At 67.9% G+C, this 26,826-nt stretch carries 30 protein-coding genes; 13 read left to right on the top strand and 17 right to left on the bottom strand.

Annotated features, from left to right (window positions below; translation table 11 throughout):
* The first annotated feature begins 8 nt into the window (after nucleotides 1–8).
* The gene (locus AC5Y4S_RS23890) at nucleotides 9–3,119 is read left to right on the top strand and encodes an MMPL/RND family transporter (protein ID WP_500035080.1); all 3,111 of its coding nucleotides are present in this window, start codon (nucleotides 9–11) and stop codon (nucleotides 3,117–3,119) included.
* Here AC5Y4S_RS23890 and AC5Y4S_RS23885 read toward each other — a convergent pair.
* Nucleotides 3,020–3,523 carry a MarR family winged helix-turn-helix transcriptional regulator gene (locus tag AC5Y4S_RS23885; RefSeq protein ID WP_500035079.1) on the bottom strand — a complete coding sequence of 168 codons (504 nt, stop codon included), beginning with the start codon at nucleotides 3,521–3,523 and terminating at the stop codon, nucleotides 3,020–3,022. The genes AC5Y4S_RS23890 and AC5Y4S_RS23885 overlap by 100 nt on opposite strands.
* A 161-nt stretch (nucleotides 3,524–3,684) precedes the next feature.
* Between AC5Y4S_RS23885 and AC5Y4S_RS23880 the strand changes: the two genes are divergently transcribed.
* Together AC5Y4S_RS23880 and AC5Y4S_RS23875 are read left to right on the top strand one after the other, a co-directional pair.
* Nucleotides 3,685–4,677: a saccharopine dehydrogenase NADP-binding domain-containing protein gene (locus AC5Y4S_RS23880; RefSeq protein ID WP_500035078.1), complete on the top strand. Its 993-nt coding sequence runs from the start codon at nucleotides 3,685–3,687 to the stop codon at nucleotides 4,675–4,677.
* Complete coding sequence (locus AC5Y4S_RS23875) at nucleotides 4,674–5,423, top strand: MBL fold metallo-hydrolase (protein WP_500035077.1); 750 nt, start codon at nucleotides 4,674–4,676, stop codon at nucleotides 5,421–5,423. Before AC5Y4S_RS23880 ends, AC5Y4S_RS23875 begins: the two co-directional genes overlap by 4 nt.
* 93 nt (nucleotides 5,424–5,516) lie before the next feature.
* On the opposite strand, the gene AC5Y4S_RS23870 is transcribed toward AC5Y4S_RS23875, so the two are convergent.
* On the bottom strand, nucleotides 5,517–6,200 hold the full coding sequence (locus AC5Y4S_RS23870; protein ID WP_500035076.1) for a response regulator: 684 nt from the start codon (nucleotides 6,198–6,200) through the stop codon (nucleotides 5,517–5,519).
* Entirely contained in the window at nucleotides 6,182–7,867 is a 1,686-nt protein-coding gene (locus tag AC5Y4S_RS23865; protein WP_500035075.1) for a sensor histidine kinase, read from the bottom strand. Before AC5Y4S_RS23865 ends, AC5Y4S_RS23870 begins: the two co-directional genes overlap by 19 nt.
* An 85-nt stretch (nucleotides 7,868–7,952) precedes the next feature.
* On the opposite strand from AC5Y4S_RS23865, the gene AC5Y4S_RS23860 reads away from it, so the two are divergent.
* Complete coding sequence (locus tag AC5Y4S_RS23860) at nucleotides 7,953–8,855, top strand: NAD-dependent epimerase/dehydratase family protein (protein ID WP_500035074.1); 903 nt, start codon at nucleotides 7,953–7,955, stop codon at nucleotides 8,853–8,855.
* Nucleotides 8,856–8,871: 16 nt separating this feature from the next.
* Here AC5Y4S_RS23860 and AC5Y4S_RS23855 read toward each other — a convergent pair whose 3' ends face one another.
* Both AC5Y4S_RS23855 and AC5Y4S_RS23850 read right to left on the bottom strand, forming a co-directional pair.
* Nucleotides 8,872–9,693 carry an alpha/beta fold hydrolase gene (locus tag AC5Y4S_RS23855; protein ID WP_500035073.1) on the bottom strand — a complete coding sequence of 274 codons (822 nt, stop codon included), beginning with the start codon at nucleotides 9,691–9,693 and terminating at the stop codon, nucleotides 8,872–8,874.
* Nucleotides 9,694–9,727: 34 nt separating this feature from the next.
* Nucleotides 9,728–10,297 carry a TetR/AcrR family transcriptional regulator gene (locus AC5Y4S_RS23850; RefSeq protein WP_085189832.1) on the bottom strand — a complete coding sequence of 190 codons (570 nt, stop codon included), beginning with the start codon at nucleotides 10,295–10,297 and terminating at the stop codon, nucleotides 9,728–9,730.
* A gap of 81 nt (nucleotides 10,298–10,378) precedes the next feature.
* Between AC5Y4S_RS23850 and AC5Y4S_RS23845 the strand changes: the two genes are divergently transcribed.
* From AC5Y4S_RS23845 to AC5Y4S_RS23830, 4 genes are read left to right on the top strand one after another with little or no spacing between them, the layout of a single operon-like run.
* The gene (locus tag AC5Y4S_RS23845) at nucleotides 10,379–11,191 is read left to right on the top strand and encodes a class I SAM-dependent methyltransferase (RefSeq protein ID WP_500035072.1); all 813 of its coding nucleotides are present in this window, start codon (nucleotides 10,379–10,381) and stop codon (nucleotides 11,189–11,191) included.
* Nucleotides 11,184–12,038 carry a lysophospholipid acyltransferase family protein gene (locus AC5Y4S_RS23840; protein ID WP_500035071.1) on the top strand — a complete coding sequence of 285 codons (855 nt, stop codon included), beginning with the start codon at nucleotides 11,184–11,186 and terminating at the stop codon, nucleotides 12,036–12,038. Before AC5Y4S_RS23845 ends, AC5Y4S_RS23840 begins: the two co-directional genes overlap by 8 nt.
* A 29-nt stretch (nucleotides 12,039–12,067) precedes the next feature.
* Nucleotides 12,068–12,514 (top strand): helix-turn-helix transcriptional regulator, encoded by a 447-nt coding sequence (locus AC5Y4S_RS23835; RefSeq protein ID WP_500035070.1) that lies wholly within the window; start codon nucleotides 12,068–12,070, stop codon nucleotides 12,512–12,514.
* Nucleotides 12,515–12,518: 4 nt separating this feature from the next.
* The gene (locus AC5Y4S_RS23830; RefSeq protein ID WP_500035069.1) at nucleotides 12,519–12,929 is read left to right on the top strand and encodes a VOC family protein; all 411 of its coding nucleotides are present in this window, start codon (nucleotides 12,519–12,521) and stop codon (nucleotides 12,927–12,929) included.
* Nucleotides 12,930–12,997: 68 nt separating this feature from the next.
* Here the strand turns inward: AC5Y4S_RS23830 and AC5Y4S_RS23825 are convergent, their stop codons facing one another.
* The 4 genes from AC5Y4S_RS23825 to AC5Y4S_RS23810 form a co-directional block, all read right to left on the bottom strand.
* Nucleotides 12,998–13,252, bottom strand: a complete 255-nt coding sequence (locus AC5Y4S_RS23825; protein WP_068182175.1) for a hypothetical protein — start codon at nucleotides 13,250–13,252, stop codon at nucleotides 12,998–13,000.
* A 96-nt stretch (nucleotides 13,253–13,348) separates the two neighbouring features.
* Complete coding sequence (locus AC5Y4S_RS23820; protein ID WP_500035068.1) at nucleotides 13,349–14,791, bottom strand: amino acid permease; 1,443 nt, start codon at nucleotides 14,789–14,791, stop codon at nucleotides 13,349–13,351.
* Nucleotides 14,792–14,847: 56 nt separating this feature from the next.
* Entirely contained in the window at nucleotides 14,848–15,117 is a 270-nt protein-coding gene (locus AC5Y4S_RS23815; protein WP_500035067.1) for an EF-Tu/IF-2/RF-3 family GTPase, read from the bottom strand.
* 4 nt (nucleotides 15,118–15,121) lie between these two features.
* Entirely contained in the window at nucleotides 15,122–16,135 is a 1,014-nt protein-coding gene (locus tag AC5Y4S_RS23810; RefSeq protein ID WP_500035066.1) for an NADP-dependent oxidoreductase, read from the bottom strand.
* Nucleotides 16,136–16,257: 122 nt separating this feature from the next.
* Between AC5Y4S_RS23810 and AC5Y4S_RS23805 the strand changes: the two genes are divergently transcribed.
* Nucleotides 16,258–16,887, top strand: a complete 630-nt coding sequence (locus tag AC5Y4S_RS23805; protein WP_500035183.1) for a hypothetical protein — start codon at nucleotides 16,258–16,260, stop codon at nucleotides 16,885–16,887.
* Between the two features lie 131 nt (nucleotides 16,888–17,018).
* Here AC5Y4S_RS23805 and AC5Y4S_RS23800 read toward each other — a convergent pair whose 3' ends face one another.
* From AC5Y4S_RS23800 to AC5Y4S_RS23790, 3 genes are read right to left on the bottom strand one after another with little or no spacing between them, the layout of a single operon-like run.
* Complete coding sequence (locus AC5Y4S_RS23800) at nucleotides 17,019–17,363, bottom strand: hypothetical protein (protein WP_500035065.1); 345 nt, start codon at nucleotides 17,361–17,363, stop codon at nucleotides 17,019–17,021.
* Nucleotides 17,360–19,345 (bottom strand): PPE domain-containing protein, encoded by a 1,986-nt coding sequence (locus AC5Y4S_RS23795; RefSeq protein WP_500035064.1) that lies wholly within the window; start codon nucleotides 19,343–19,345, stop codon nucleotides 17,360–17,362. Before AC5Y4S_RS23795 ends, AC5Y4S_RS23800 begins: the two co-directional genes overlap by 4 nt.
* A 15-nt stretch (nucleotides 19,346–19,360) precedes the next feature.
* Nucleotides 19,361–19,660 carry a PE domain-containing protein gene (locus AC5Y4S_RS23790; protein ID WP_500035063.1) on the bottom strand — a complete coding sequence of 100 codons (300 nt, stop codon included), beginning with the start codon at nucleotides 19,658–19,660 and terminating at the stop codon, nucleotides 19,361–19,363.
* Between the two features lie 113 nt (nucleotides 19,661–19,773).
* Here AC5Y4S_RS23790 and AC5Y4S_RS23785 point away from each other — a divergent pair, with 113 nt between their 5' ends.
* Nucleotides 19,774–20,619, top strand: coding sequence for a class I SAM-dependent methyltransferase (locus AC5Y4S_RS23785; RefSeq protein ID WP_500035182.1), 846 nt, complete (start codon nucleotides 19,774–19,776; stop codon nucleotides 20,617–20,619).
* A 1-nt stretch (nucleotide 20,620) separates the two neighbouring features.
* Here AC5Y4S_RS23785 and AC5Y4S_RS23780 read toward each other — a convergent pair whose 3' ends face one another.
* Entirely contained in the window at nucleotides 20,621–21,433 is an 813-nt protein-coding gene (locus AC5Y4S_RS23780) for a glycoside hydrolase family 16 protein (RefSeq protein WP_500035062.1), read from the bottom strand.
* A 232-nt stretch (nucleotides 21,434–21,665) separates the two neighbouring features.
* Between AC5Y4S_RS23780 and AC5Y4S_RS23775 the strand changes: the two genes are divergently transcribed.
* Entirely contained in the window at nucleotides 21,666–21,863 is a 198-nt protein-coding gene (locus AC5Y4S_RS23775; RefSeq protein ID WP_500035061.1) for a hypothetical protein, read from the top strand.
* A 134-nt stretch (nucleotides 21,864–21,997) separates the two neighbouring features.
* Nucleotides 21,998–22,198, top strand: coding sequence for a hypothetical protein (locus AC5Y4S_RS23770; protein WP_068182199.1), 201 nt, complete (start codon nucleotides 21,998–22,000; stop codon nucleotides 22,196–22,198).
* 9 nt (nucleotides 22,199–22,207) lie between these two features.
* Here AC5Y4S_RS23770 and AC5Y4S_RS23765 read toward each other — a convergent pair whose 3' ends face one another.
* Nucleotides 22,208–22,849, bottom strand: coding sequence for a cutinase family protein (locus tag AC5Y4S_RS23765; RefSeq protein WP_500035181.1), 642 nt, complete (start codon nucleotides 22,847–22,849; stop codon nucleotides 22,208–22,210).
* 103 nt (nucleotides 22,850–22,952) lie between these two features.
* Between AC5Y4S_RS23765 and AC5Y4S_RS23760 the strand changes: the two genes are divergently transcribed.
* Nucleotides 22,953–23,633, top strand: coding sequence for a class I SAM-dependent methyltransferase (locus tag AC5Y4S_RS23760; protein WP_500035060.1), 681 nt, complete (start codon nucleotides 22,953–22,955; stop codon nucleotides 23,631–23,633).
* On the opposite strand, the gene mmpH is transcribed toward AC5Y4S_RS23760, so the two are convergent.
* The 3 genes from mmpH to manT are packed head-to-tail and all read right to left on the bottom strand — an operon-like array spanning nucleotide 23,614 to nucleotide 26,670.
* Nucleotides 23,614–24,690, bottom strand: coding sequence for an MMP endo-(1,4)-3-O-methyl-alpha-D-mannosidase (gene mmpH, locus AC5Y4S_RS23755; RefSeq protein WP_500035059.1), 1,077 nt, complete (start codon nucleotides 24,688–24,690; stop codon nucleotides 23,614–23,616). The two genes, AC5Y4S_RS23760 and mmpH, sit on opposite strands and share 20 nt — an antisense overlap.
* Nucleotides 24,677–25,447 (bottom strand): class I SAM-dependent methyltransferase, encoded by a 771-nt coding sequence (locus tag AC5Y4S_RS23750; protein WP_500035058.1) that lies wholly within the window; start codon nucleotides 25,445–25,447, stop codon nucleotides 24,677–24,679. Before AC5Y4S_RS23750 ends, mmpH begins: the two co-directional genes overlap by 14 nt.
* Entirely contained in the window at nucleotides 25,441–26,670 is a 1,230-nt protein-coding gene (manT, locus tag AC5Y4S_RS23745; RefSeq protein WP_500035180.1) for an MMP alpha-(1->4)-mannosyltransferase, read from the bottom strand. The genes AC5Y4S_RS23750 and manT overlap by 7 nt, the downstream gene beginning before the upstream one ends.
* Between the last annotated feature and the right edge of the window lie 156 nt (nucleotides 26,671–26,826).

Here is a 26,826-nt window from a genome sequence, read left to right as displayed (position 1 = left end):
TCTTCACCATGATCAACGAGTCCGCTACGTCCAGTGCAGGCACCGGCGCATTTTGGGCACTGGGCCGCGTCGTCGTGCGCGCGCCCTGGCTCATGATCGCCGCCTGGGCCGCCGTGGTGGCCGTGCTGGCCGTGGCTTTCCCCCCGCTGACGAAGGTGGTCGGAGGCCAGACTGTGCAACCGCTGCCGCCCAAGACGATGGCCGCGGCCGAGCAGATGGCCAAGGACTTCGGGGAATCCGCCCAGAACGTCCTGATCGTCGTGCTCACCGACAACCGGGGTCTGCAGCCGGCGGACGAGGATGCTTACCGCAGGCTGGCCACCACATTGCGTGACGACACCCGCGATGTGACCGGCGTGCAGGACGTCGCGACCACGCCCGCCCTGCGCCCGCTCATGGTCAGCGCGGACAACAAGGCGTTCTACCTTGCGGTGATGCTGCGCGCGCCCGCCGGGTCTCCCGAGTCTTCGCGGGCGTACCAACGGATCACGGACACCGTCAAGCACTCCACCGCGGGCACGACGCTGACCGCGGACGTGACCGGGCAGGCCGCCATGGTTGGTGACATGTCGCTGGTGACCGCCCGCGACTTGCACATCACCGAGATCGTCACCGCGTTGTTCGTACTGATCATCCTGCTGGTGATCTACCGGCGGCCCGTGACCGTCCTGCTGCCGTTGATCACCATCGGGGTTTCGGTGGCGTCGGCCCAGGGCGTGGTGTCCGCGCTGACTCAGGTCGGGCTCGGGATCTCCGCGCTGACGATCGGGCTGATGACGGCCATGATCTTCGGCGCCGGCACCGACTACGCGGTGTTCCTGATCAGCCGCTACCACGAATACATCCGGTCCGGCGTCGAGTCCGACCTGGCCGTGCAAAAGGCGCTCAGTTCCATCGGGGAGGTGATCGCCGGGTCCGCGGCCACCGTGGCCGTCACCTTCCTCGGCATGGTCTTCACCCGCCTGCCCGCGTTCACGAGTATCGGCCCGGCGCTTGCCATTTCGATCGCGATCGCGTTCCTCGCCGCCGTCACGCTGCTGCCCGCCATCCTGGTGCTGGCCGGCCGGCGCGGTTGGGTGGCGCCGCGCCCGCCGCTGACCGGACGCCTGTGGCAGCGTTCCGCCGTTCACCTGGTCCGCCGCCCCAAAACGCACCTGCTGGTGAGCCTTTCGGTGCTGATCGCGCTGGCCGGGTGCGCGGCCTTCCTTCGGCCCACCTTCAACGACCGCCTGCAGTTGCCGCGGTCGGCGCCGAGCAACGTCGGCTTCACCGCGATGGAGAACCACTTTTCGACGAGCGCCCTGCTGCCGCAATACATCTACGTCCGCTCGCCGCAGGATCTGCGGACGTCGCGCGCCCTGGCCGACCTGGATCAGATGGCGCAACGCGTGTCACAGTTGCCCAACATCGCCGCGGTGCGGGGCATCACGCGGCCCGACGGCCGGCCGCTCGATCAGGCCAAGCTCAGCTCCCAGGCTGGGGCGGTCGGTTCCAAGCTCGAAGACGCCTCGACGCAGATCAGCGACCGCACCGGCGACCTCGACGCACTGACCCGCGGCGCCGACCAACTGGCGGCAAGCCTCGCTGAGGTCCGCGACCAGCTCCGCGGCGCCAGCGGGCCCATGACCCAGCTCACCGCGACGCTGAACCAGGCCCAGCAACAGCTCGGCGCCGCGGCCAACCTCCTGGACAACGTGCGCGGGCTGGCGAACGGGTCCGTGTCGACGCTGGCGGACGCCGTCGCCGCCGCGGGGTTCGCGGAACCGCCCGCGGCACAAGGCGTGCAGTCGGCCGTGCAGAGCCTGACCACACTGTTGGCGACGGCCTCCAACAGCCTGCGGGCGGCCGGCGGCAACACCGCCGGCATGGCGCAGAAGATCACCGGCCTGCAGGCCGCCGCCGACCAGCTGGCCGACGGCAGCCGGCGGCTCGCCGACGGTGTGCGGACACTCGTCGACCAAACCAAGCGGATGGGCACCGGAATGAACCAGGCGGCCGACCTGCTGCTGTCGATGAAGCGTGACGCCGCAGCGCAGTCCATGGCGGGCATGTACATCCCGCCGCAGGTGCTGAACTCGAACGACTTCAAGAACGCCGCCAAGCTGTTCATCTCGCCCGACGGGCATTCGGCGCGCTACCTGGTCGAAACCAAGTTCGACCCGTTCAGCACGGCTGCCATGGATCAGGTCGCGTCGATCCTCGACACGGCGCGCGGCGCGCAGCCCAACACCTCGCTCTCGGACGCGTCGATATCGATGGTCGGCACGACCGCGATGTACAGCGCGATTCGCGGCTACTACGACCACGACGTTCGATTGATCGTGGCGATGACGCTGCTGATCGTCTTCGTGATCCTCATCCTGCTGCTGCGCGCGATCGTGGCGCCGCTGTATCTCATGGCCTCCGTGGTGATTTCATTCCTGTCGGCGATGGGCGTGGGGGTGGTCTTCTTCCAATTCCTGCTCCATCAGCAGATCTACTGGAACGTGCAGGCGACGGCGTTCATCGTGTTGGTCGCCGTCGGGGCGGACTACAACCTGCTACTGATCACGCGGATTCGTGAGGAGTCGCGCACGGGCATGCGCTCGGGCATCATCCGCGCGGTCCGTTCGACGGGTGGCGTCATCACCTCGGCCGGCATCATCTTCGCCGCGTCGATGTCCGGCTTGCTGTTCGGCAGCCTCTCGACCATGGTGCAGACCGGATTCATCATCGGCATGGGCATTTTGATCGACACCTTCGTGGTTCGCACGGTGACGGTGCCGGCCCTGGCGGCATTGGTCGGCAAGGCGAATTGGTGGCCTTCCAGGACGAAAGCGAGCGTCGCCAGGGTTTCGGTCCCGGCAGCGGGCAACTGCGTTCACGGCGACACCTCTCACGCTCTGGCCACGAGCAACATTCGCCGTTCCGCGGCGCACCGGCGGCACGAGCTGTCTCCGCAGGGCGAAGGGATACGCCGCGTGCCCGTCGCGGGGACCCGCCCGCGGCGAGGGACCGGCGGTGCGCCGTTCGCCCCGGGCTATCCGCTCTCGTCGCGGAATCGCAAAGCCAAGGCGTCGCCCGCGCCGGTATCGGTGAGCAGTTTGCGCAGCAGGGCGGTCAGGTCGCCGATCTCCTGAGGCGTCAGATGCGCGGCGATGTGGTCACGCAGGCCGCCGTGCTTGACCACCTCGTCGACGGTCTCATCGCCCAACGCGGTCAACGTCAGTGTCACAGTGCGTCTGTCTTCTTCGCCGCGCTCGCGTGAGATGTAGCCGCGTTGCACGAGGGTGTCGACGAGGCGGCTGGGACTTCCCGTTTCACAGACCAGCCGCTTCCCGAGCTCGGCCAGTGTGAGCGGGCCATGCTGCCTCACCACCTCGAGCACCTCGGCTTGGGCTGGTGTCAGCCCGGTCTCCCGCAAGCTGGTGGCCATCATCCGACCGCCCTCTCGCTGAGCGCCGAGGATGAGGTAGCGGATCCGGTCGAGGTCCGCGGCCGGCCTCGACGGTACCCGGTGGGCTTGCCGCACCGATTGCTTCATGACGTCGATATCCCCTCTTGACACCTGCTCTCGACCAAGCGTATCAATGACGCATCATCGGTGATACGTCATTAATTGATATGACATGAATTGAGGGTTCTGATGCTCGAAACCGATCCCGCGGCCCAAGTGGCCGGTTACCTCGCGAACGGCGCGGCGGCATGAGCGCCGACAACGTTCTCCTGCTCGGGGCGACGGGTGTTTCCGGGCGCAGCATCGCGCGCCGCCTGCACGACCACGGCCTGGCGCTGACGCTGGCGGCCCGCGACCGCACCCGCCTCGACGAGATGGCCGACGCGCTGCCCGGTTCGCGGGTGCTGCCCGGCGACGTCCTCGATCCAGGACCACTTCCGGAATCCGTCGCCCTCGTCGTCAACACGGTCGGACCGTTCAGCACACACGCCCGGCCGGTGCGCCAGGCCTGCCTCGAGCAATCGGTTCCCTACCTGGAAATCCCGAATGAGCATGACGCCGTCCAACAGTTAATGTCCCTCGATTCGCAAGCGCGCCAACGGCACATCCCGATGCTGACTGCGGTCGGCATGGGCCCGACGGTGGGGGAGGCTCTGCTCGCCGAGGTCATCACCGGCGCGAGCCAACCACCCGCCGATGTCCGGCTGATCACCGCCCCGGCGGGCGAGGTGGCCAGCCCGGGATTGCAGGCCACGTTCGCCGACGCCATGGCCCGCGGTGCGATCTGGCTGGAGGACGGCGAGTTGCGCACCGCGCCGTTCGGTTCCGGCATGGCCGAGGTTCAGTTGGGCGGCCGAAACCGGCCGGTCCTTCCCGCGCCAACCGCCGACGTCGTCGTCGCGCAGCGAATGAGCAACGCGCGCAACGTGACAGGGTTCTTCGCCGCCCCGGGGAACCTCGCGGATGCCGGCGGCGACTCCTACGTGTACGTCGAAGCGCGGTGGTCGGACGGGCGACAGCGCGGCCGACAGGCCCGGATGGGCAACGGCAACGAGGTTTCGGCTGCCATCGTCACCGAGACCGCGATCCGCATCCTGGCCAGTGACCGAGCCGCGATCGCCGGCGCATGGACACCGGTTAGCCTCTTCGGTCCGACGGTCGTGTTCGACGCGACTTCGATGGAGGTCACCGACGCAGCACCCCAACAGGTCTGGGTGAAGACCGGCGAGGCCGTCGAGTGACCGCCGGCGCCGTCACCGTTCATCGGCTCGGCGACCGGCATGTCAACTTCTGGGCCGTCGCGGAGGGCGGCTGGGTGACACTCGTTGACGCCGGGGTCCCCAGGCATTGGCAGCACCTGGTCGCCACCCTCAACGCGGCCGGCTACGGCATCGAGCACATCAGCGCAATCGTCTTGACCCACGCGCATTTCGACCACCTCGGACTTGCGGCCCGCATACAGCGCATCACCGGCGCGCGCATCTGGGTCCACCACGCCGACGCGTCGCTTGCCGCCCGACCCAGGGAGGTCCGCACGTACACGCCATCGGAGCGCCCGGTATTGCCGTACCTGCTGCGTCATCCCTCGGCGATCCGGGCTCCACTGCACTTCGCGAGGATGGGCGCGCTGAAAACCCAGGGTGTCGCCGAAGTCAGCACCATCACCGCGGACGCCGAACTCGACGTCCCCGGCCGGCTGCACGCCTTCCACACCCCGGGACACACCCCCGGCAGCAGCGTCTACCTGCTCCCGGGCGGGGCGGGGGCCTTCACCGGAGACGCCCTGGTGACCCACGACGCCGTCGGGCACCACCGCGGTCCCTGCGCAATCTGCCGGGGCATCACCCACGATGGACAGCAGGCGCTGGCGTCCCTGCGCAAAATGCTTCGGCTAGACGCTGCCGTCGTTTATCCGGGCCACGGCGGGCCCACCGCCACAAGCCTTTCCGACGCAGCGTCGGCCGCCGTTGACTACGGGGTTCACTGATCCAAACCTGACTCTCCGCTCATCGCCGAGACTGCGTACAGATCGCGTTCGGCCGGACAAATCGCGCGCTGAGCGCAGTCTCGGCGCGACTCTTCATCGCAGTGGGCGGGTGGGCCGTTTGTCCTTTGCGGCGAATTCTTGCTCGGGCCGCCCCGTCGTGCCGTACCGCAACCCGACGGAGACGTCGCCGGTGGTGGCCAGGCCCGCGAGATACCGCTGGGCGGTTGCCCTCGATATCCCGATCGATGCGGACACCTCGGCGGCCGACATGGGTTTCTCCGAGGCGCGCAAGGCTTGCAGCACAAGCTGTTTGGTGGAAGATGCTGCGAGGGTGGGCGGTGCCGCGGGAGCGACCCGGGGACGCAGCGCATCCAGTGCCGCGTCCACGTCGCTGGAGGTGAGGTTGGGGCTCGCCAGAATCTTGCGGTAGCGCGCGTAGCCGGCCAACCGCGCGGCCAGCTCGGTCGTCGCGAACGGCTTGACGAGGAAGCTCAGCGCGCCCGCCGACATCGCGGCGCGGATGGTGGCCGCCTCGGTCGCCGCCGTCAATACCATGCTGTCCCCATGCAATTCGCGGACGAAGTCGATTCCGGAACCGTCGGGCAGGTACACGTCGACCAGCGCGAGGTCGACGGCCGGGGCCTCCCGCGCCGCCCCCAGCGTGTTCACGGTGGCGCTCACCGTGAAACCCGGCAGCGTGTTGACCACCTCGGCGTGCAGGTTGGCAACGCGGAAGTCGTCGTCGACCACGAGCACCGTCAGGTCTGCGTCGCCCATTGCGCCTCCTCAACCATCACGCCCGGAAGCCGGGCGATGAATTCCGCACCGCGCAGCGCCAGCTCCGGATTGCCGGGGCTGGCCAGCCACAGGTCACCACCGAGGGCGCGGCTGATCTGCCGCGACAATGCCAGCCCGATGCCGCGGCCGCCCGGTATGCCGGAGTCCGGCTTGGTCGAGGTGCCCTCGGTGAAAAGGTGCTCGACGAAGTCGGGCGCGACCCCATCACCGCTGTCGGCCACCGTGATGTGCAGCGTCGTACCCTCTTGCAGCAGTTCGACTTCCACCTGTTTGGTGGGGTTATGGCTCGTGCGGGCCGCGTCGATGGCGTTGTCGAGCAGGTTCCCGACGACGGTGGTGACGTCGACCGGCAGCACCAGCCGACCGGACACCCAGGTGTTTTCACCGATCGTCAGCGTCACGCCGGCCTCGCGGGCGGCGGCGCCCTTGGCCGCCAGGAACGCCTGCAGGTAGGCGTCGCGGATGGCGTCGATGCCGGGCAGCGCGGATCCCAGCGGGCCCGACCCGAGGAGCTCCTCGAGATATTGCAGCCCCTCCTCGACGTGGCCGCCGTGCAACAGCCCGGTCAGCAGGTGCAGGCGGTTGGCGAACTCGTGGCGCTGGGCGCGCAGCACCGTGCTCATCACCTGCACCGCGTCGAGCTGGCGGGTCAGCGACTCGACGTCGGTTCGGTCCCGCACCACCAAAACCGTTCCCAGCGGGCGCCCTTCGCGCGACACCGGCCGCGCCGAAACCACGACGATGCGCTCGCCGACCGTCGCCAACGTGGGGGTCGCATCGGCGGCGTTGAACACGTCGAGCACGCGCGGGGTCAACCCGATCTCGTCGACGGGCCGGCCCGTTTCACTGCCGATCTCGAGCAGCCGGCACGCCTCGTCGTTGACGAAGGTCGTCTTGCCGGCCGTGTCGGTCGCGAGCACGCCCTCTCCGATGCCCTGCAACACCGCAGCTTGGCTGCGCACCAGCTCGGTGATCTCGGCCGGCCGCAAACCCAGGGTCAGCCCTCGCCACCGGCGGGCCAGTAGCACCGAGCCGGCGACCGAGATCAGCAGCAGGGCACCGGCCATCGCGCCGAGCACGACCAGGTTCTTCGAAAACTGCTCGTCGAAGGCCTTGGTGGAGAGGCCGACGATGACCACCCCCAGCACCCGATTGGAACCTGGCTCGAACACCGGGACTTTCGCCACGATCGCGCGCCCGAGAACCGTGTCGTCATGCGATGTCATCTCATGTCCGGCCAGCGATGGTGCGATGTCGGACCGGACAGGGAGACCCATCCTGTCGCGTTCGGGATCCGCGACCCTGATGCCGCTTGCGTTGGCGATGACGACGAACGCCACATGGGTGCGTTGTTGAACCCGGGTTGCAACGCCCTGGATCGGACCGGTGGCAAGTTCGCCGACCAGTTCCGGGCTCGGGGTCAGCGGCCCGTTGTCGTAGCGAGCGATGTTGGTGACCACCGTGGGGGATGAGCCCACGACGCGAGCGATATCCAGCGCATGGACGTGGTATTGACTGTCCAGGCGCGCGCGGTTGAAAACGGCGAACAACACGAAGGCGATGATCAGTGTCAGCGTCACGACGACGAGCTGCAGTACCAACACCTGCGTGGCGAGTCGCAAGTCGATGCGACCCCTGGCGGCCATGGAAGGGACCCTACCGCGCGGGTGAGCACAATGCGCGAAAGTCGGTCATCGTCTGCACGCCGTGGCGCTCACCTACTATCAGCGCATGCGCGGATCCAAGATCCTGATCACCGGCCCGACCGGTCAACTGGCCACCCCCATCGCCATGGCGCTCGCACCGGACAACGAGGTGTGGGGCGTCGCCCGCTTCACCAATCCCGCGGCGCGGGAAGGCCTCGAGAAAGCCGGTGTCCGGTGCGAGACGGTCGACCTGGCGGCCGGGGACTTCACCGGTCTCCCAACCGATTTCGACTACGTCCTCAACCTGGCGGTCGCCAAGAGCGGGGACTGGGACACCGACCTCGGCGCCAACGCCGAGTCGGTCGGCCTGCTGATGGCGCACTGTCGGGGGGCGAAGGCCTTCCTGCACTGCTCCTCGGCCGCCGTGTACGACCCGCCCGGCGACGAGCCTCGCACCGAGCGGTCCGCCCTGGGCGACAACCACAAGTTTCTGTTCCCCACGTACTCGATTTCCAAGGTCGCGGGGGAGGTCGTCGCCCGGTCGATGGCGCGCATCCTCGACGTGCCCACCGTCATCGCCCGCCTCAACGTCCCCTACGGGAACAACGGCGGGTGGCCGTACTACCACATGGAGATGATGCTGGCCGGCATCCCGATCCCGGTCCCGCCCGGAGGACCGGCGCAATACAACCCGATCCACGAGGACGACATCATCGCGACGGTGCCGAAGCTGCTCGACGCGGCGTCGGTCCCGGCGACCACGGTCAACTGGTGCGGCGACCAAACCGTCAGCCTCCAGGAGTGGTGTGGCTACCTCGGCTCCCTCGTCGGCAAGGAGCCGGTCTTCACCGAGGACGCGCACGCGCTGCGCGGCAACCCCACCGACCTCACCCGCATGCACGAGCTCATCGGCGGCACGACGGTCGACTGGCAGGACGGGATGCGCCGCCTGGCCGCGAAGTTCCACCCCGAGCTGGTCGACGCCTAGCCCCGGTAGGCCCCAATCACAGGTGGGCCAAGAGCCGTTCGGCGAAGGTCCCGGGATGCTCCCGGTGCATGAAATGCCCGCCGGGGACCTCCTCCACGACGTACTCGTTCTCGAACATGCGCGCGGCGCCGCGGTAGTCGGACGGCTCGGCGACCGGGTCGTCCAGCCCCGCGAAGACAACCGTCGGCACCTTGATCTTCGCCTTCAGTGATGCGCTGGGGATGGGGGAGAGCTTGCGGTAGTAGCCGAACGCCGCGTTCAGGCTCGCCGGGTTTGCGAAGCTGGCGCGGACTGCATCGAACTCGTGCGGATCCGGATTCCAGGTCGGCGACCAGCGCCGGCAAATGGCGGGCAGCGCCGCAAAGTCGTTGCGCGCGAAGCGCTTCGGTGCGCCGGGCAACTTGTACTCCGCGAAATGACGGACGCCCCAGAGTTTCTTGAGCGTCGGCTTGAGCGCCGCCGGGTGCGGAATGCCAATGACGAACAGCTTTTTGACCCGATCCGGTCCGAGCGCGGCGGCGCCGTAGGCGGCCGAGGCTCCCCAGTCGTGCCCGACGACGACGGCCTCGCGGACGCCGAGCGCTTCGATCAGCGCGAGCGGATCGCGCGCCAACGTTTCTTGGTCGGCGTCGCGGGCAGGGATCGCGCTGGGATGGTATCCGCGCATATACGGGCTGACCGCGCGATAGCCCTGCGCGGCCAGCCGCGGGCGCAGATCGTCCCAGGTGTGCGGGGTGTCCGGGAACCCGTGCAGCAACAGGACGAGCGGCCCCGAGCCGTCCTCCAGGTAGGCGAATCTCAGCCCGTTGGCTTCGACGAAACGGATCTCATCGGCCATGGCCTGGGACACTACGCGCTTTGCGTTGCGCCGTTCACTTTCGCCGATTGACGATGCGGGCCGCCGCCTCGACGGCGGCGGCGCGCCGGCTGGCGATGACCGCCTTGTCGGTGGTGGCCGCCGCAGGGTCGGGCCAGTGCGCCCACGCCAGCGCGATCGCAAAGAGGAGAACCAGCAGCTGCTGCGGGTCCCACGCCGGGTCGACATGGCCGTCGGCCTGCGCCTGCTCCAGCGCGGCGATGGCCCGCTCGGGCGGGTGCTCCTCGTCGAATTCCGGGATGTCCAGCGGGAAGCCTTCCAGCCGGGCCCACGTGATCATGCGATCGTGCTCGGGCCGGCTCTGCGCCAGGTCGAAGATGCCGCCGACGAACTCGGGCACCGCGTCGGGGCGCAGCTCCACGGCCCGGAAAAACTCCGCGCCGTCGGTGGCGACCACGTCGCGAAACAGGGTCTCCTTGTCGCCGAAATGCGCGTACAGCCGTTCCTTGCTCGCGCTGGCGGCGCGCGCGATGCGGTCGATGCGCGCACCCGCCAAGCCGTACTGAGCGAACTCCGCGCGGGCGGCCGCGAGTATCTCGCCGCGGAGCTCTGTCTTCGATCTCACAGGAACATCATAAGCAGACGAACTGGTTCGTTTGTTATGGTGGCTCAAGAACGGGCTGACGAAATGACAAGGAGAGCCGTGATGGTGACGACAGACACGCTGGACCAGGCGATCGCCACGATGCCGAGGGGCGGCCCCGGCGCGTCGTGGCTGGATCGCCGATTTCAAACCGACGCGCTCGAGTACCTGGACCGCGACGACGTGGCCGACGAGGTCAAGCAGAAGGTCATCGGCATGCTCGACCGGGTCGGCACGCTGACCAAGCAACACGAGAAGTACGCGCGCACGGCGCTCAGCGTCGTCGCCGACATCCCCAACCCGCGCATCCTGGAAATCGGCGCCGGCCACGGAAAGCTCTCGGCGCAGATTCTCAAGCTTCACCCGACCGCCACCGTCACCGTCAGCGACGTGAACCCGAATTCGGTGGCCAACATCGCCGCGCGGGAGCTGGGGCAGCACCCGCGGGCGCGCACCCAGGTGGTGGACGCGACGGCTATCGACGCCGCCGACGGCAGCTACGACCTCGTCGTGTTCGCGCTGGCGTTCCACCACCTCCCGCCGGCGGTCGCGACCCGCGCCATCGCCGAGGCCACCCGCGTGGCCAAGCGGTTCCTCGTCATCGACCTCAAACGGCAGAGCCCGCTGGCCACGATGCTGTTTCCTGTTTTCGCGCTGCCCCTGAATCTGGTGCTGATGCCGTGGTCGTCGATCCAGCCCGGGCTGCACGACGGGTTCATCAGCGCGCTGCGTGCCTACAGCCCGTCGGCGATGCGGGCGCTAGGCCGCGCCGCCGACCCACGGATGAACATCGAGATGCTGCCCAGCCCGACCCGGTTCGGCCCTCCGTCACTGACCGTCGTGTTCTCCCGCCCGCGAGCGGACGACCGTGGCTGACAACACCGACCTCTCCGCGATCACGAAGCCAAGCGCGCGGGTGCAGACATTGCGTCGAGCCCTCGACGAGGTGAGCGAGCGGCTGCGCCCCGTAATCGACCTTTCCCGGCCCTACGTCGACGGCGTCGAACGCCTACCCGCGGACGGGCGATTCCTGTTGGTGGGCAACCACACTCAGTTCGGCTCCGAGGTCTTCCTGATCTCCGATACGGTGCGCCGCACCATCGGGACCCGGGTCCGACCCCTGGCCGAACGGGGTTTCGGCCGGATGCGTGGGCTGCCCGGCGATCTGATCGCGGCGTATGGCGCCGTGGTCGGCGCACCGGAGACCGCGCGCGAACTGATGCGAAACGACGAGACCATCCTCGTGTTCCCCGGCGGCGGCCGCGAGATCGCCAAGTTCAAGGGCGAGGAGTACCGGCTGCGCTGGCAGGGACGCGCGGGATTCGCACGGCTGTCGATAGAGAACGGCTACCCGATCGTGCCGGCCGGTCTCGTCGGCGGCGACGACGTCTATCGCAGCCTGACCACGCGCGACAGCGCCTACGGGCGGTTCAGTGCGGCGTTGGGCCGCAGGCTGAACGGGCGCGCGGACATGGCGAGGCCATTGATGCGGGGGATCGGGCCAACCCTGATTCCCCGGCCCCAGCGCATGTATCTCCGGTTCGGTTCGCCGATCGACACGAGCAGGCCGCTGGGCGTCACGGACCAGGAGTGGGTGGACATCGTCAAGGACCAGACGCAACGGGCGCTGGAGAACATCCTGGGTGACCTGCGGCGGCTGCGCGACGGCGATCCGTATCGCGGGCTCAACCCGCTGGCGTGGCACCGGGCGACGACACCGTAACTGGCTGGCCGCGTGGCAGTATCGGCTTGGTGACCAGTAGCTCCGCCGAGCAGCGACTGCGCGACCTCGCGCTGCTGCGTCGCGTCCGCGACCGCATCGACCGGGACTACGCGCAGCCACTGGACGTCGAGGCGCTCGCGCGCGGGGTGCACATGTCCGCCGGGCACCTCAGTCGCGAATTTCGGCGTGCTTACGGCGAATCGCCGTACTCGTACCTGATGACGAGGCGCATCGAGCGTGCGATGGCACTGCTGCGCCGCGGCGACCTCAGCGTCACCGAGGTCTGCTTCGCGGTCGGCTGCTCGTCGCTGGGCACCTTCAGCACCCGCTTCACGGAGCTGGTCGGCATGCCGCCCAGCGTGTTTCGCAGGCATGCGGCCGACGCGACGGCGGGGATAGCGCCGTGCGTCGCGAAGCAAGTCAGCAGACCGATCAGGAATCGAGAAGCGCCCCTGACGCGGCCGAACCTAACCTGACGCCATGGACATCACGATTCATTCGAGCATGCTTCCGCACGACGACCCGGAGGCCTCGCTGGCCTTCTATCGGGACACCCTCGGCTTCGAGGTTCGCCTCGACGTCGGGCAGGGCAAGATGCGCTGGATCACGGTCGGGCCGCCGAACCAGCCCGACACGTCCATCGTGCTGAGCCCGCCGGCCGCCAACCCGGGCATCACCGACGACGAGCGACGCACCATCGCCGCGATGATGGCCAAGGGCACCTACGCCATGCTCATGCTGGCCACCAAGGACCTCGACGGCGCGTTCGAGCGGCTGCAGGCCGCCGACGCCGAAATCGTCCAGGAGCCAACCGAACAACCATACGGGCTGCGCGACTGCGCGGTGCGCGATCCCGCCGGGAACCTGATCCGCATTCAGCAGATCCGCTGAGAGCCCACGACGGGAAAAGTCCCGAACCCCAAGTGGGTTCGGGACTTTTCGACCGCAGCGTGCGCGAGTCACGACTCCCTGAAGTAGCGGGTCAGGAACCCGAAGGCGACGACCCCCGCGATGACGCCGATCACGCCCCAGAGCAGCACCTGAGGAATCATCGCCCCGGTGACCCAACTGAACGTCATCGCCAGGTAGAGCCCCCAGAACACCCGGTACAGGCACCAGAGGGCAACCAACGCGTTGCCGATCCCGATGTACAGGCTGCGCTGACGGTCGACGCGGTTGATCTGCTGTTCGAGCGCGGCGGGAACAAGCTTCATTTCTGACTTCCTTTCAGGTGGCGCCGCCGGGTTGGCGTCGTCGTTGGGATAAGTACAGAGGCCGCGATTCGCTACCGATCCCAAGAACGGCGGGTGTCAGGCGGCGGGCGTGGCCTCGGCCGTTTCGCCGACGGGCTTGTTCATCTCGGCCTGGAACCGGCGATACGTCTCGGCGCGCCCGGGCCGGCGCCGCACCACCAGCCAGCCGGCGGCGAGCACCGCGAACCAGAGGGGAAACCACGCCAGGGCGATCGCGGTCTCGCGTTCGGTGCACAGCGTCCAGATCACGAACGCGAAAAAGCCCAGGATGGCCCAGCACATCGCCGCGCCGATGGGCATCTTGTAGGACGAGTCGGCGTGCCGTCGCGAGTGCCGGCGCCGGTAGACGAGATAGCTGACGACGATCACGGCCCACACGAACATGAACAACAGCGACGCGACCGTGGTCACCAACGTGAACGCGCCCATGACCGAACCGCCGACGTAGAGCAGCGGGATGGAGGTCAGCAGCAGCGCCCCGGTGAGAATGAGGGCGACCGACGGCACGCCGCGACGGTTCAGGCGCCGAAAGGGCGACGGGGCGCTTCCGTTGTCGGCCAGGCCGAAAAGCATGCGACCGGTGGAGAACACGCCGGAGTTGGCCGACGAGGCGGCCGCCGTGGTCACCACGAAGTTGACGATCGACGCCGCGGCGCCGAGTCCCGCCAGCGCGAACAACGTCACGAACGGGGATTGGCCGCCGGCGAAGTGCCGCCACGGGACGACAGTGAGGATCGCCAGCAGCGCACCGATGTAGAAGATCGCCACCCGAATGGGCACCGCGTTGATGGCGCGGGGGAGGGTGCGGCGCGGATCCGCTGTTTCGGCCGCCGCGGCGCCGACGAGTTCCACCCCGACGAACGCGAAGAAGGCGATCTGAAACCCGCCGACCACGCCCATGAACCCCGTCGCGAAGAATCCGCCGTCGTTCCACAGGTTCTCGACCGTCGCCCGATTGCCTTGCGGCGAAACGAAATCCGTCGCCACCAGCACGACGCCAACGACGATGAGGCACCCGATCGCCGCGACCTTGATCAGGGCGAACCAGAACTCCATCTCCCCGAAGTTGCGCACGCTGGACAAGTTCAACACCAGGATCACGCAGCCGGTCACCAGCGGCGGTAGCCACAACGGCACGTCGGGCCACCAGAACCTCGCGTAGCCGGCGATCGCAACGATCTCGGCGATGCCCGTGACAATCCAGGCGAACCAATACGACCAGCCGACGAAAAAGCCCGCGGCGGGTCCCAATAGGTCGGCGGCGAAGTCGACGAACGACTTGTAGTTCAGGTTCGACAGCAGCAGTTCGCCCATCGCGCGCAGCACGAAGAACACGAAAAGCCCGATGATTCCGTACACCAGCAGCACCGCCGGGCCGGCCAGCGAGATCGTTTTTCCGCTCCCCATGAAAAGCCCGGTGCCGATCGCCCCGCCGATCGCGATCAACTGGATGTGACGGTTGGCGAGACCCCGGCGCAGTTGCGGGGCGGCGGATGTCATGGCGAAGACATTAGAGGCGAGGGCGCCGGCCCGCGACCGTTGTAAATTGCCCCGGCTTATGCCAAAAAGGCGCCTGACGAGGTGATTACGTCCCCGGAGGCAACATCGCTCTTGTCGAGCGATTTGAAAAGCAATCCGACGTTGTCACCGGTTGTCGCGGTGTCGATTTTCTTGCGAAAAGCCTCGATAGCGTCCACCCGGACCGTCGGCCCGTCGTTGATCTTCACCTGGTCGCCGACGCGCAGCTCCCCGTACTCCACGCGGCCGGTGGCCACCGCGCCGCGACCGCGGATCACGAACACGTCCTGGACCGTCATGCGAAACATGTATCTAGTCCGACAGCTTCACCACGAGCTTGCCGACGTTCTTGCCGTCGAAGAGCATGTTGATCGCCGTCGGCAGCTGCTCGAAGCCCTCGACCACCGTCTCGAGCGGGGTGAGCTTGCCGCCGGCGATCAGGCCCGCGATCTCGGTGGCCGCCTCCGCCGCGCGCCCCAGGTGGTCGAGGACGATGAAGCCCTGCAGCGTCGCGCGCTGGACGAGCAGGTTGCCGAACGCGCGAGGTCCCGGCGGCGGATCGGCCGCGTTGTAGCCGGAGATCAGGCCGCAAAGCGCAACGCGGGCACCGATGTTGAGGCGCGCGAAGACGGCGTCCATGATGTCGCCGCCGACGTTCTCGAAGTCGACGTCGATGCCGTCGGGGGTCGCCGCGACGAGCTGGGCGGCCCAGTCGTCGGCGCGGTGGTCGACCGCCGCGTCGAAGCCGAGCTGCTCGGTGAGCAGGGCGCACTTCTCGGGGCCGCCGGCGATGCCGACGACGCGTGCGCCGTCGACCTTGGCGAGTTGCCCGGCGATCGACCCGACCGCGCCCGCCGCGGCCGACACCACGACCGTCTCACCTTGCTTGGGCCTGCCGATGTCCCGGATGCCGACCCACGCGGTCAGCCCCGTCGTGCCCAGCGCGCCCAGGTAGGCGCTCGGCGAAATGCCCTCGGAGACGTCGACCGGCATCACCAGCGCCGAGTCCGACAGCACCGCATACTCCTGCCAGCCGAGGAGTCCCTGCACCCGCTGCCCGACCGGGAACCGCGCACTCTTCGACGCGACGACCTCGCCCAGACCGCCCGCGCGCATGACCTCGCCGATGCCCACCGGTGGCAGGTAGGTCGGGGTGTCGTTGATCCACATCCGGTTTGTCGGGTCGAGCGATATCCAGTCGACGCGCACCAGCGCCTCGCCGTCGGCGAGCTCGGGCACGGCCTCCTCGCTCAACTCGAAGGTGTCGGGGCCGATACGGCCGGTGGGGCGTTCGCGGAGCAGAAAACGGCGATTTCGATCGGGCATAAGCGCACCGTACTGGACCGGCGCCGCGACAACTACGCTTCAAAAAAGGGGGCCCGCCGGACGGGAGGTTTAGCACGGTGAACCTGGTGTCGCGAATTGTCCTGATTCCCACCGCCGTGGTGATGGCGGCTTTGACGCCGTCCGTAGCCGCCAACGCCGATCCGCCACCCACGCAGCAGATCACCGTCATGGCCGTCGGCCCCGGCGGCGAACCGATCAACGGTTACCAAGTGGCGTCCGGACCCGGCAACGTCGGCCAGGCCAGCGACTGCACGACGCCGTCGCCGTCGGCCGTCGCCGACAACGTCTACTACTGCTCGCCGACCGCGGCGGGTGCCGGCACCTGTTGGCCCTCGACGCCCGGATCGCTGTTGTGCGTTGACAATCCGTGGGACAAGAGCATGCATCGGGTGACCTATGACGGCCCGCTGCCGCCGGTGCAGGCTCCGGCGACGCCCGACCCGTTCGCGCTGACCCTCGACGATGGCACCCAGTGCCTGTTCCGCAACGGCGGCGCCTGGGGCGGGCGCGCCGACGGGTACGTCGGCGTCTACGGCTGTGGCCCTCACGGTGGCGGGCCCCTTGCGGTGCTGTGGCAGCCGAGCCAGGGCGCCGGGAGTTGCATCGACCGCTCGTCGGCGGCGTGGACGGTCAAGGTCGGCACACTCGGCGCACCCGACGCCGTCCTTCCGCCGCCCCAGACGCGCGCGGTGACCGCCGTGTGGTTTGCCGGAGGTAAGGCGGGTCAGTAGGGCGGTGGGACGGCTGTTCTGACCGTCTACCTCGAACTTGACCGCGGCGGCAGCCGGTGGTGCTTGTGCAACGGTCCCGCAATCGGTGTGGTGGGGCGTTTATTTCGGGCGATCGAGCATCGTCCCTGCGGTCAAGACCCGTTGCCGGCGTTGCGGGTTGAAGGTAGCTCATAGCCCTGGATCTCTGCTATGAGCTTGGCGACAATCCCGTGCAGGTAAGCCTCTTCGTCTTGAGTCAAATGGAAACGTTCTTCCGCAAGTGCCGATGCGTAGATGATCTCGAGCTGGCCCCACAGTCGAAGCAATGAGCTCGTCCAGGATGGATCCCCGACTTCTTCGAGAGATCGAATTATCGACTTCAGGTCACGATCGACCCGTTCGAGTCCGGCGAATCCCCCGCTGTAATTTGTCAGCGAGTCAAGTGCTAGTTGCCGAAGATAGGCAACCCGGTCGCGAGAAATTTCTTCGTTCGTCAAGGTCGTAGATCCCCGAAGCTCACAGTGACAATCCTGCCATTCGAAGCCTGGACCACGCTGACATTGTTGACAGGATCGTAGAAAACGGTCCTATCTCCCCAGCTCGGTGCGGACAGACCGGTCCGAAGAGTATTTTGTACGACGCTCACCGGTATGCCGTCGCTTTGCATTTCGTCAAGAGCGTGTCCGCTGAACGACGTCCCATCGATGGTCTCAGGAGCATTCGTTCCGGGAGGAACATCCATGGGGCTACCGCGCTGACCAGTAGGCGTCCTGGGATCGGGTGCAGGAGGATGCGGCTGCTCAGGTGCAGGCTGTGTCCAGGACGGTATGTCCGTGCGTACGGCGTCTTTCGCGGGCGTGTATTCCGCATTCGACGATTTTAATTGGTTTTCGAGTTGCGCCTTCTGAGAGTTGTAGGTCCACGCTTCTTGGTTATATGCGTTTACCGCGTCCAAATTGGTGGGATCAGGCCGCCAAGAATTGTGGTGCTCTATAGCCCGCATGAGGTCCTCATATGCCCGCTTCGCCGCCTCCACCGACTTCGGCACCGGAGGGCTGGCCCAGGACGGAGGAGACGGAGGCCGTAGCGGCGGGTTGCCCGGCGATGGAGGGGGAGGCGGGGGGACGGGCGGTTGCGGAGCGAGCGGCGGTGGAATGGGCGGCGCCTGGGGTGCTTGGCCCGGTCCGGTGCCGAGCATCTGAGCGCCGGGGCTGCTCGGACCGTTGCCGTCGGGAGCCGGCCCGTGGGGACCACTTTGCGGTGCAGGTGGCGGGGGCGCCGGCGGTGGCGAGGTCGGCGGATGTTGCGGTGGCGGTGGGGAATTCAAGGTGCGGGCGGTGTCGCCGAGGTCCAGCTGGGGCCGTGGCGACGGGGTGGAGGCAACGGTTGGCCTTGGTGGTTCGGGCGGGACGTAGGCCAGCGGCTGAGCGGTCGTCAGCGTCGGGCTCGTGGTCAAGGCGGCGGCGTTGAGCATGCCGGGACTCGCGCCGCTGGCCTGGTCGGCCGTCGGCGGGTTAAAACCGTCGCCCTTGGGGCGGACGTAGCTGGTCAATCCAGCACCCGGATAACCGCTGGCCACGCCACCCGGCCCCGGCGCCGATCCCGTTGGCGGGGTTAGGGTTTCGGCCCGCGCGGTCAATGCTTGCTGAACCTGGGAAGGGCCTAGACCCTGGCCGGGTGTGGCGGCGGTCGGTGCAGGAAGCCCTCCGGCCGGCGATGGCCTGGCGAACATTCCCGCCGGCGGTTGCGGGGCCGCCGTCACCGTATGGGCCGGGGTTTGTGTGGCCGCCAACGGGGCCGCCGCCTGCGCCGCGGCTGCTGCCGGAGTTATCGCCGCTTGGACGGCTTGCTCGCTGGCCTGCATCGTCGCCCCGGCGGCGGCCATGGCCTCGTTTTCGGCCAACGCCGCCGCGGCGACGGCAGGCGCCGCCGCCGACGCTCCAGCCACGGCCGGCGGAAAGGGAACCATGATCGCCGCCGTACTCGCGCGCAACGCCGCGCCATAGGCCGCGCCCGCGCCGGCGTTGCGTGGCCACATCTGCCCGTAGTACTCGAGATTCAACGCCGTGATCCGCGGGGTCAGCGCGCCCAAGACGGCCGGGTTGATCTTCTGGGCGGCCGATTCTTCCATCCGGTTGGCCACGGCCTGCTCAGCGGTCACCATCGACGCCAGCGCCGTCTGGTGAGCACTGGCCGCCGCCGCCACATGCGGCACCTTCTCCAAGAGCGCCGCGGCGAGCAGTTGGTGCTGGGTGTCCATCGCAGTCTGGGTGGTCGCCGCGCCGGTCGCACCCGCGCCCTGCCAACTGGCGCCATAGGTCGCTGCGCCGGTCGCGGTCGACGCCGCCATCACCGTCTGCAGGTTCGCCGCCTCGGCGCTTAACGTCTCGCCATAGGCCAAGGTGGACGCCGGGCCTGACCCCGACGCCAACGCCGTGTAGTTGGCCTCCGGGCTAAACGTTGGCCACGGATGCGACACCAAAGCCCCTTGCCGCTACAGCGTCATGGCCGCCGCGCGCGTCGCCTCGCTGGCCACGGTGGTGGTCTCCGCCAACGACTGGGCGTCGGAGAACAACCCGCGCTGGGCCGCATGCTCACCCGCGGTCGCCACATACGCGGCAGCCACTGCGGCCAGTGCCGCGGCGAACGCCACCGAATCGGCGTCGGCGCCCATCGGCATGACTCCCAACAGCGTCGGCGCACCCGCGGCCGCGCTGGCGCCAGTCTGCGCAGCCAGCTCCGCCTGGGCCGAAGCCGCGGCCCCCACCGCGGCCGGCTCCATCGCAAAAACCATCGCCCATCACCTCCCTGAACACCCCGAGGGCGAATATCAGCCAAGCTTAACCAGCACCCGCCGCCCGTCGCAGTTCACCAAAACCCCGACCGAGTCGTCAGATCCGCCAACTACTGTCAGAACCCATGCACTCGATCACCCATGTGTCGGACACGGCCCGCTGGACGGCGCTGCACCGTGCCACCGAATCCGCCCGCCCCGACGCGCTTTTCAGCGACCCGCTCGCCGAGCGCCTCGCCGGTGAACACGGCCGCGCGATCGTCGCCAACGTCCCGCGGTCGACACGCAACGGGTGGTGGCTCGTCGCGCGGACCAAGATCATCGACGACGCCATCGCCGAGGCGATCGCCGGCGGCTGCGACCGGGTGCTGAACCTGGCCGCCGGCCTGGACACCCGGCCCTACCGACTCAACCTGCCGCCGGAGTTCACCTGGGTAGAGGCCGACCTGCCGAAGTTGCTCGAGGAAAAGACGCAGGTTCTCGCGGATCAGACGCCACGGTGCCGGTTGACCCGGGTCGCCGTCGACCTGGCCGACCCGCAGGCCCGCGACGCCTTCCTCGACGAAGCCCTCGACGGCGCGACCAAAGCGCTGGTGTTGACCGAGGGCCTGTTGATGTATCTGGAAGACAGCGACGTCGTGTCGCTTTCGGCGGCGATCAAGCGGCCCGAGGTGGCCTGGTGGATGCTTGATTTCGCCGGCCCCGGCCTCAAACGGCTGATGAACAAGAAGATGGCCGGGATGCTGGAAAACGCGCCGTTCAAGTTCGCGCCCGAGAACGGGTTGGCTTATTTCGAAGATCTCGGTTGGCGCACGGTAGAGGTGCAGGCGCTGTATCTGGCGGCCCATCGGTTCCGGCGGTTACCGATGTTCATGCGCCCGCTCACCTGGTTGCCCCAGCCTGACCCACGTCGTCCCGGCGGCAGGGCCTGGAGCGCGACGGCGCTGCTCACCCACTGAGCTACCAGACGCGGATCCAGTCGATGAGCATGTCCGCGGGGTAGGTTCCCGGCCCGGGGTCGCCGCCGCCCGATCCGGCGACCGCAAGGTTGAACACCGGGTAGACGGCGTAGCCGGGGTTGTTGAACGGCCAGTCCGGAAGCGAGCTGGCGGGCACGTCGAAGTAGGGCTGGGCGCCGTCGGAGTAGTCCTTCCAGAATCGGATCCCGGCCGCGTCCCACTGAGTGCGCCAGGTGTGCCAGGCGCTGTCCATCGCGATGTTGTGGGTCTTCCACTCGCCGCCGTTCGCCTTCGCGTGCACGGTGGTGGCCGAGGGCCAGTTACCGTTGCCGTACCACTCCATGACATCGATCTCGCCCTGGTCGTCGTTGCCCAGCCAGTAGGCGGGCCAGGCGCCGGCGGTCAGGCAATTCAGCTTGATCCGGGCCTCCCACGTGTGCCCGACGCCGCCCCGCCACAGGCTTTGGACCTTGCCGCTGAAGTAGGTGGGCCCGTCCTTGGCCGCGCGCAGCACCAGGTTGGAGTTGCCGTCCAGAAACACGTTCTTGCGATCGTCGCGGTACTGCCCGATGTGCTCCGGCAACTCCCAGTACGTCGGGTCCTTGATCGTCTCGCGGGCCTTGGCCACCGCCCACTTGGACGCGTCGGGGGCCGAGCCGGCCGGCCCGTCGAATTCGTCCTGGAAGATGTAGCTCTGGCCGCTGGGTGTGTCTGGTCGACTCGGAAAGGCGCAGGCCTCGGGGAGCGGCAGCGCTGCTGCCAGCACGCCGATCCCGGTCGTCAACATCATCCGGCGGCGGTCTATCTGCGGCATAAGCAAGGCACCCTAGCAGCCGGTGCCGTCCTAGGTCGAAACGGAAAATTCTGTCGGTGGCCGCCGCTAACGTGTGGATCGCCAGGCCAGCCGGTTCAGGATGACGCCGCAATTCATGGCTAATTCTCAACTTGGCGCGTGGTTTGGTCTCAGGATTCGCAGGGCATCCTGAAATTACGAACCGATAAACATTGTTCATTCTTTTGCGGATTGCTCGGGAGGAGTTGGAATCATGGCGGACGCAGACGGCGCGACGGTCATTTTCCTTCAATCGCATCCCGCATGGGTCGCGGCCCGGCGGCGGGACCGGGAGTGCCGCGACGCGATGCGCCGCCATCCTTCTTCCCTTGCCCGGCGGCACGCCGCCGCGGCGGGTGGCCAGGTCACCCGCAACTTCAAGGTGTACTCGAGCACCGACACCCCGGCCTGAAATCCGCCGCCTTTAACCGCGAAATGCGGACCAATTGCACTTTCGAGGGGTTCGGCCATTAATCCGAATTCCTTTGTAATGCAATCCATTAGCATCGGATGCGCGACGGTCCAAGCCGCGGCATAATCCTCCGCGTGGCCCAGACACGCAGGACGAAGGCGCTCGCGAACCCCGCCCAGCCCCACGGCGCGCTGCTGCACGAGTTGGAGCGCTACATCGAGGCCCACAATCCGGGCGTGACGGACGTCAACGTCGTCAGCGCGACGGACACCGGCCAGGCGGACAAGAGCCACAAGCCGGTACGCCACTGGTATCAGGTCACGTACGAAGCCTGAATCGCCAGCTTACAGTTTGCCCGCGACAAAATCGGCGGCCTGATTGGCCATGCCCGCGTCGATGTACGCGCCGGCGAGGTGTTGCGGCCAGTTCTCTTTCCAGGTGTTCGGGTCGGCCGGGTTGCAGACGGGGTCGGCACCATGGCACAACTCGATGGTCCGGTCGTTGTAGAGCGGGTTGAAGTTCGTGATCGGACCCACCCACTGGCTTCCGTTGCCGAACAGCGCGACCGCGGCAACGTGCTGGTCGATGCCCGGCGGCAGCGGGCTGTCGAAACCGAACGCGGCGATGGGCGCGGCGAGCACCACGTCGGTGACTGCCGCACCAAGCGAATAGCCTCCCAGCACCAGTCGGGTGTCCGGGCAGTTGTTGGCCATGTCCTGGATGTGATGGCTCATGTCGTTGGCACCGACGTCGACGTCCGTGTCGGCGCCGTACTTCACCGCATACACGCCGATGTTCTTCGAAACCTTGGATCGCAGCGCACTGATGAACGCGCTGCCGAGCGCGCCGGTGCCGGGCGACTCGAACCGTCCGCGGGCGAAGACGACCTGCACGGCGGGACAGCTCGCGGCGGCGGCCCGGGGCGTCCCCACCGGCACCACAGCGGGCGCCACAGTCAACGCCGCCGCGGCGACGACGGCGGCCATACCGATATCAAGCAACTTGCGGACAGGCAAAGCGCGCACAGCACGATCGTAAAGCGAGCGCGCCGCTTGGGCAGGGCGAATTCCGGTCGGATAGGTTCGCCTCATGAGCCACACCGACGCCGAGTCACCCGAGCGCTTGTTTGCGCTCGCCGAGCAGGTGCAGGGCTTCATGCCGCCCGACGAGGGACGCGCCCTCTACGACGCCGCGCTGCGGTACCTCGACGGCGGCGTCGGCGTCGAGGTCGGCACCTACTGCGGCAAATCCACCCTCTTGCTCGGCGCGGCGGCGCAACAGACGAACAGCGTGCTCTACACCGTCGACCATCACCACGGCTCGGAGGAACACCAACCCGGGTGGGAGTACCACGACGCCTCGATGGTCGACGACGTGACGGGTCTGTTCGACACGCTGCCGACGTTTCGCCGCACGCTGGACGCCGCCGGGCTCGACGACTACGTCGTCGCCGTCGTGGGCAAGTCGCCGGTGGTCGCCCGCGGGTGGCGGGCACCGCTGTCGTTCTTGTTCATCGACGGCGGCCACTCCGAGAAGGCCGCGAACGAGGACTTCGACGGATGGGCGAAGTGGGTGGACACCGGCGGTGCCCTGCTCATCCACGACGTGTTCCCCGACCCACGCGACGGCGGCCGCCCGCCCTACTACATCTATCGCCGCGCGATGGATTCCGGTCAGTTCCGGGAGGTTTCGGCCACCGGGTCGCTGCGGGTGCTCGAGCGCACCGCCGGTCGGGCCGGTGAGGAAATAATCACCGGCCCGGACCGGTAACCACGCATTCGCAGTCGAAGTCGGTCTGCAGCCCCATGGGCAGCCCGTCGCCGCGGAAGATGCCGCTGCCCTTGGTGGTGTCCGACAGCGCGTCGGCCGCCAGGATCACCGCCGCGCCGGTCCAGGTGGTGCGCTCCTCGGGCCACCGCTTGCCGTCGGCGAAAACCAAACCGGTCCAATAGGAGCCGTCGTCTTCGCGCAGGTGCTGCATCGCGGCGAACTGGCGGTGCGCGGCGGAGCGGTGGCCGATGGCGTCGAGGGCCATCACCAGTTCGCAGGTTTCGGCGCCGGTCACCCAGGGCCGATCGTCGACGCAGCGGATGCCGAGGCCGCCGACCACGAAGTCGTCCCAGCGCTGCCGGATCCGCCGGGCGGCCGCCGGGCCCCGCAGGGCACCGCCCAGGATCGGGTAGTACCAGTCCATCGAGTAGCGGTCCTTCTCGGTGAACGCCTCGGGGTGCACGGCGATCGCGTGGCCCAGGCGCCCGAGCGCCAACTCCCATTCCGGCTGGGGGTCCCCGACCAGGACGGCCAGCGCCAGCGCGCAGCGGATGCTGTGGAACACGCTGGCGCACCCGGTCAGCAACGCTTCCGGGACAGGCCCGGCTTCGCTTCGGGCCCAGGCGATTTCGCCGTAGCCGAACTGCAAATCGATGACGAAGTCGATCGCCTTGTGCACCACCGGCCACATCTCGGCGGCGAACGACCTGTCGCCGGTGATCAACACGTGATGCCAGACCCCGGTGGCGATGTATGCGCAGAAGTTGCTGTCGCTGTTGGCGTCTTCGATTGTCCCCTCGCGCATTTGGATGGGCCAGGAACCGTCGGTCCGCTGCGTGCGGCGGCTCCATTCGAACGCGGCCCGCGCCGGCTCCAGCAGTCCGGCTGCGGTGAGCGCCATCGCGCATTCCACGTGGTCCCACGGATCGGTGTGGCCACCCGCGAACCAGGGGATGGCTCCCGACGGTTCCTGGTCGGCCGCTATCGACTTCGCGGTCTGCCGGCATTGGTCCGGGGTGAGGATACCCGGAATCGCCGGCACGCTAACTCGACGCAACTGAATATCCCGGGGCGGCTTCGCTTTCCGCGGCAGGCGGCGCTGCATAGTACTTCGCGAAATACAGGACCACGCTCTTACCGACGAGCGGGTTGAGCAGGGACTCGGCCAGCTGCGTCACCTTGGGCCGTTGCATCAGGTCCCACACCAGGAGCTTGTGGTAGGCGGTCACGGCGGGATGGTCCGAATTCGAAACGCCCACTGCGCATTTCAGCCACCAGAACGGCGAGTGCAAGGCGTGTGCGTGGTGGGCGTGGATCAATTCGATTCCGCCGCCCGCGATCTTGCCGCGCAACTCGTCGGCCCGGTAGATGCGAACGTGCCCGCCCTCGTTGGCATGGTATTCGTCGGAAAGCAGCCAGCAAATCCGCTCCGGAAGCCAGCGCGGGACGCTGACCGCCAGCGTCCCACCGACTTTGAGGACCCTGATCAATTCGGTGATGGCGGCGTCGTCCTGCGGGACGTGCTCGAGGATCTCCGAGGCGATGACGCAGTCGAACGTCTCGTCGGCGTACGGCAGGCTCAGCGCGTCACCGAGCACGACCTTCGCCGAGGCCCCCTCGGGTGCCTCTCCGGTCTCGGCCATCGCCTTCAGGATGGTGTCGACGGAACGCAGTTCGTCCGGATCGCGGTCGAAGGCGACGACGTCGGCGCCGCGCCGGTAGGCCTCGAAGGCGTGCCGGCCGGCCCCGCATCCCACGTCGATCACCTTGGTGGACGGCCCGATACGCAGCCGGTCGAAATCTATCGTCAGCATCGCGCGATCGCCCGCTCGTAGACCTGCACGGTCTGGGCGGCCACCGCTTCCCAGCTGAACACGTTGATCGCGCGCTCCCTGCCCGCCTTGCCCATGGTGCGGCGTTTTTCCGGCGAGTCGAGCAGCTCGCCGAGCGCGCCGGTCAGGGCATCGACGTCGGCCGGGGGCACCAGCTCGGCGCAGGCGCCGTCGGTCCCCAGGACTTCGGGCAGCGCGCCCACCCGGCTGGCCACGATCGGCGTCCCGCTCGCCATGGCTTCCACCGCGGGCAGCGAAAACCCTTCGTAGAGAGAGGGAATGCAGGCGACCTCGGCCGACGCGAACAGGGCGGCGAGCGCTTCGTCGGACAGCCCGCTGGTGATGTGGACGATGTCCGATATTCCCAGCTCCGCGATGAGTTTGTGGGTAGGACCGTTGGGTTCAACCTTGGCGACCAGCCGCAATTCGACGTCTCGGCGCGTGCGCAGCCTGGCAACCGCGTGCAACAGGGTCCGCACGCCCTTCAGGGGAGTGTCGGCGCTGGCGATCGCGATGATGCGGCCGGGTTGGCGGGGGCCGGATGCCGGCCGGAACAGCTCGGTGTTCACACCCAGCGGCACGACGTGCAGTTGTTCGCGTGAGACGCCGAAGTCGGCGACGATGTCCGCGGCCGACGACGACGAGACCGTCAACAGGTCGGGGATCCGGCGGGCCACCTGCTCCTGCATTTTGGAGAACCCGTACCAGCGGTGCACCAGCGGTTTGCGCCACCAGCGCGCGGCGGCGACGTCGAGCACGCGGTCGCGGGTGATGGGGTGATGCACGGTGGCAACCACCGGCAGGCCCGAGTCGGCGATCGCCAGCAGCCCGGTGCCCAGGCTCTGGTTGTCGTGCACCAGGTCGAAGTCGTTCGCGCGCTCGGCCAACAGCCGCGCCACGCGCATGGTGAACGTGCGCGGTTCGGGAAAGCCCGCCGTCCACACGGTCAGCAGCTCGAGCAGATCGATCGAGTCGCGGATCTCGCTGGGGCGCGGCACCCGGAAGGGGTCGGGCTCACGGTAAAGATCCAGGCTGGGCACCTTGGTCAACCGCACCCGCGGATCGAGCAGCTCGGGGTAGGGCTGCCCGGAGAACACCTCGACGTCGTGGCCTAGCTCGACCAGGCCGCGGCTGAGATGGCGCACGTAGACGCCCTGTCCGCCGCAATGGTCCTTACTGCGATAGGACAGCAGGGCAATTCGCATACTCAACTCTTATCCGCCGAAGAAAAATGGCAGGCGGGCGGCCCCCAATCCATCGCGATCAACGGACTCCCGAACTCCGTGACAGCAAACTGGACATGTGTCCAGACTATAGTTCGCCGACCTAATTGATGCAATCGAGGGCGGAACGCCGTGTTC

Source organism: Mycobacterium sp. NGS64 (assembly GCF_059812245.1).
The sequence above is the reverse complement of the archived record's forward strand: the minus strand, read 5'-3'. Positions and strand labels throughout refer to the sequence as shown.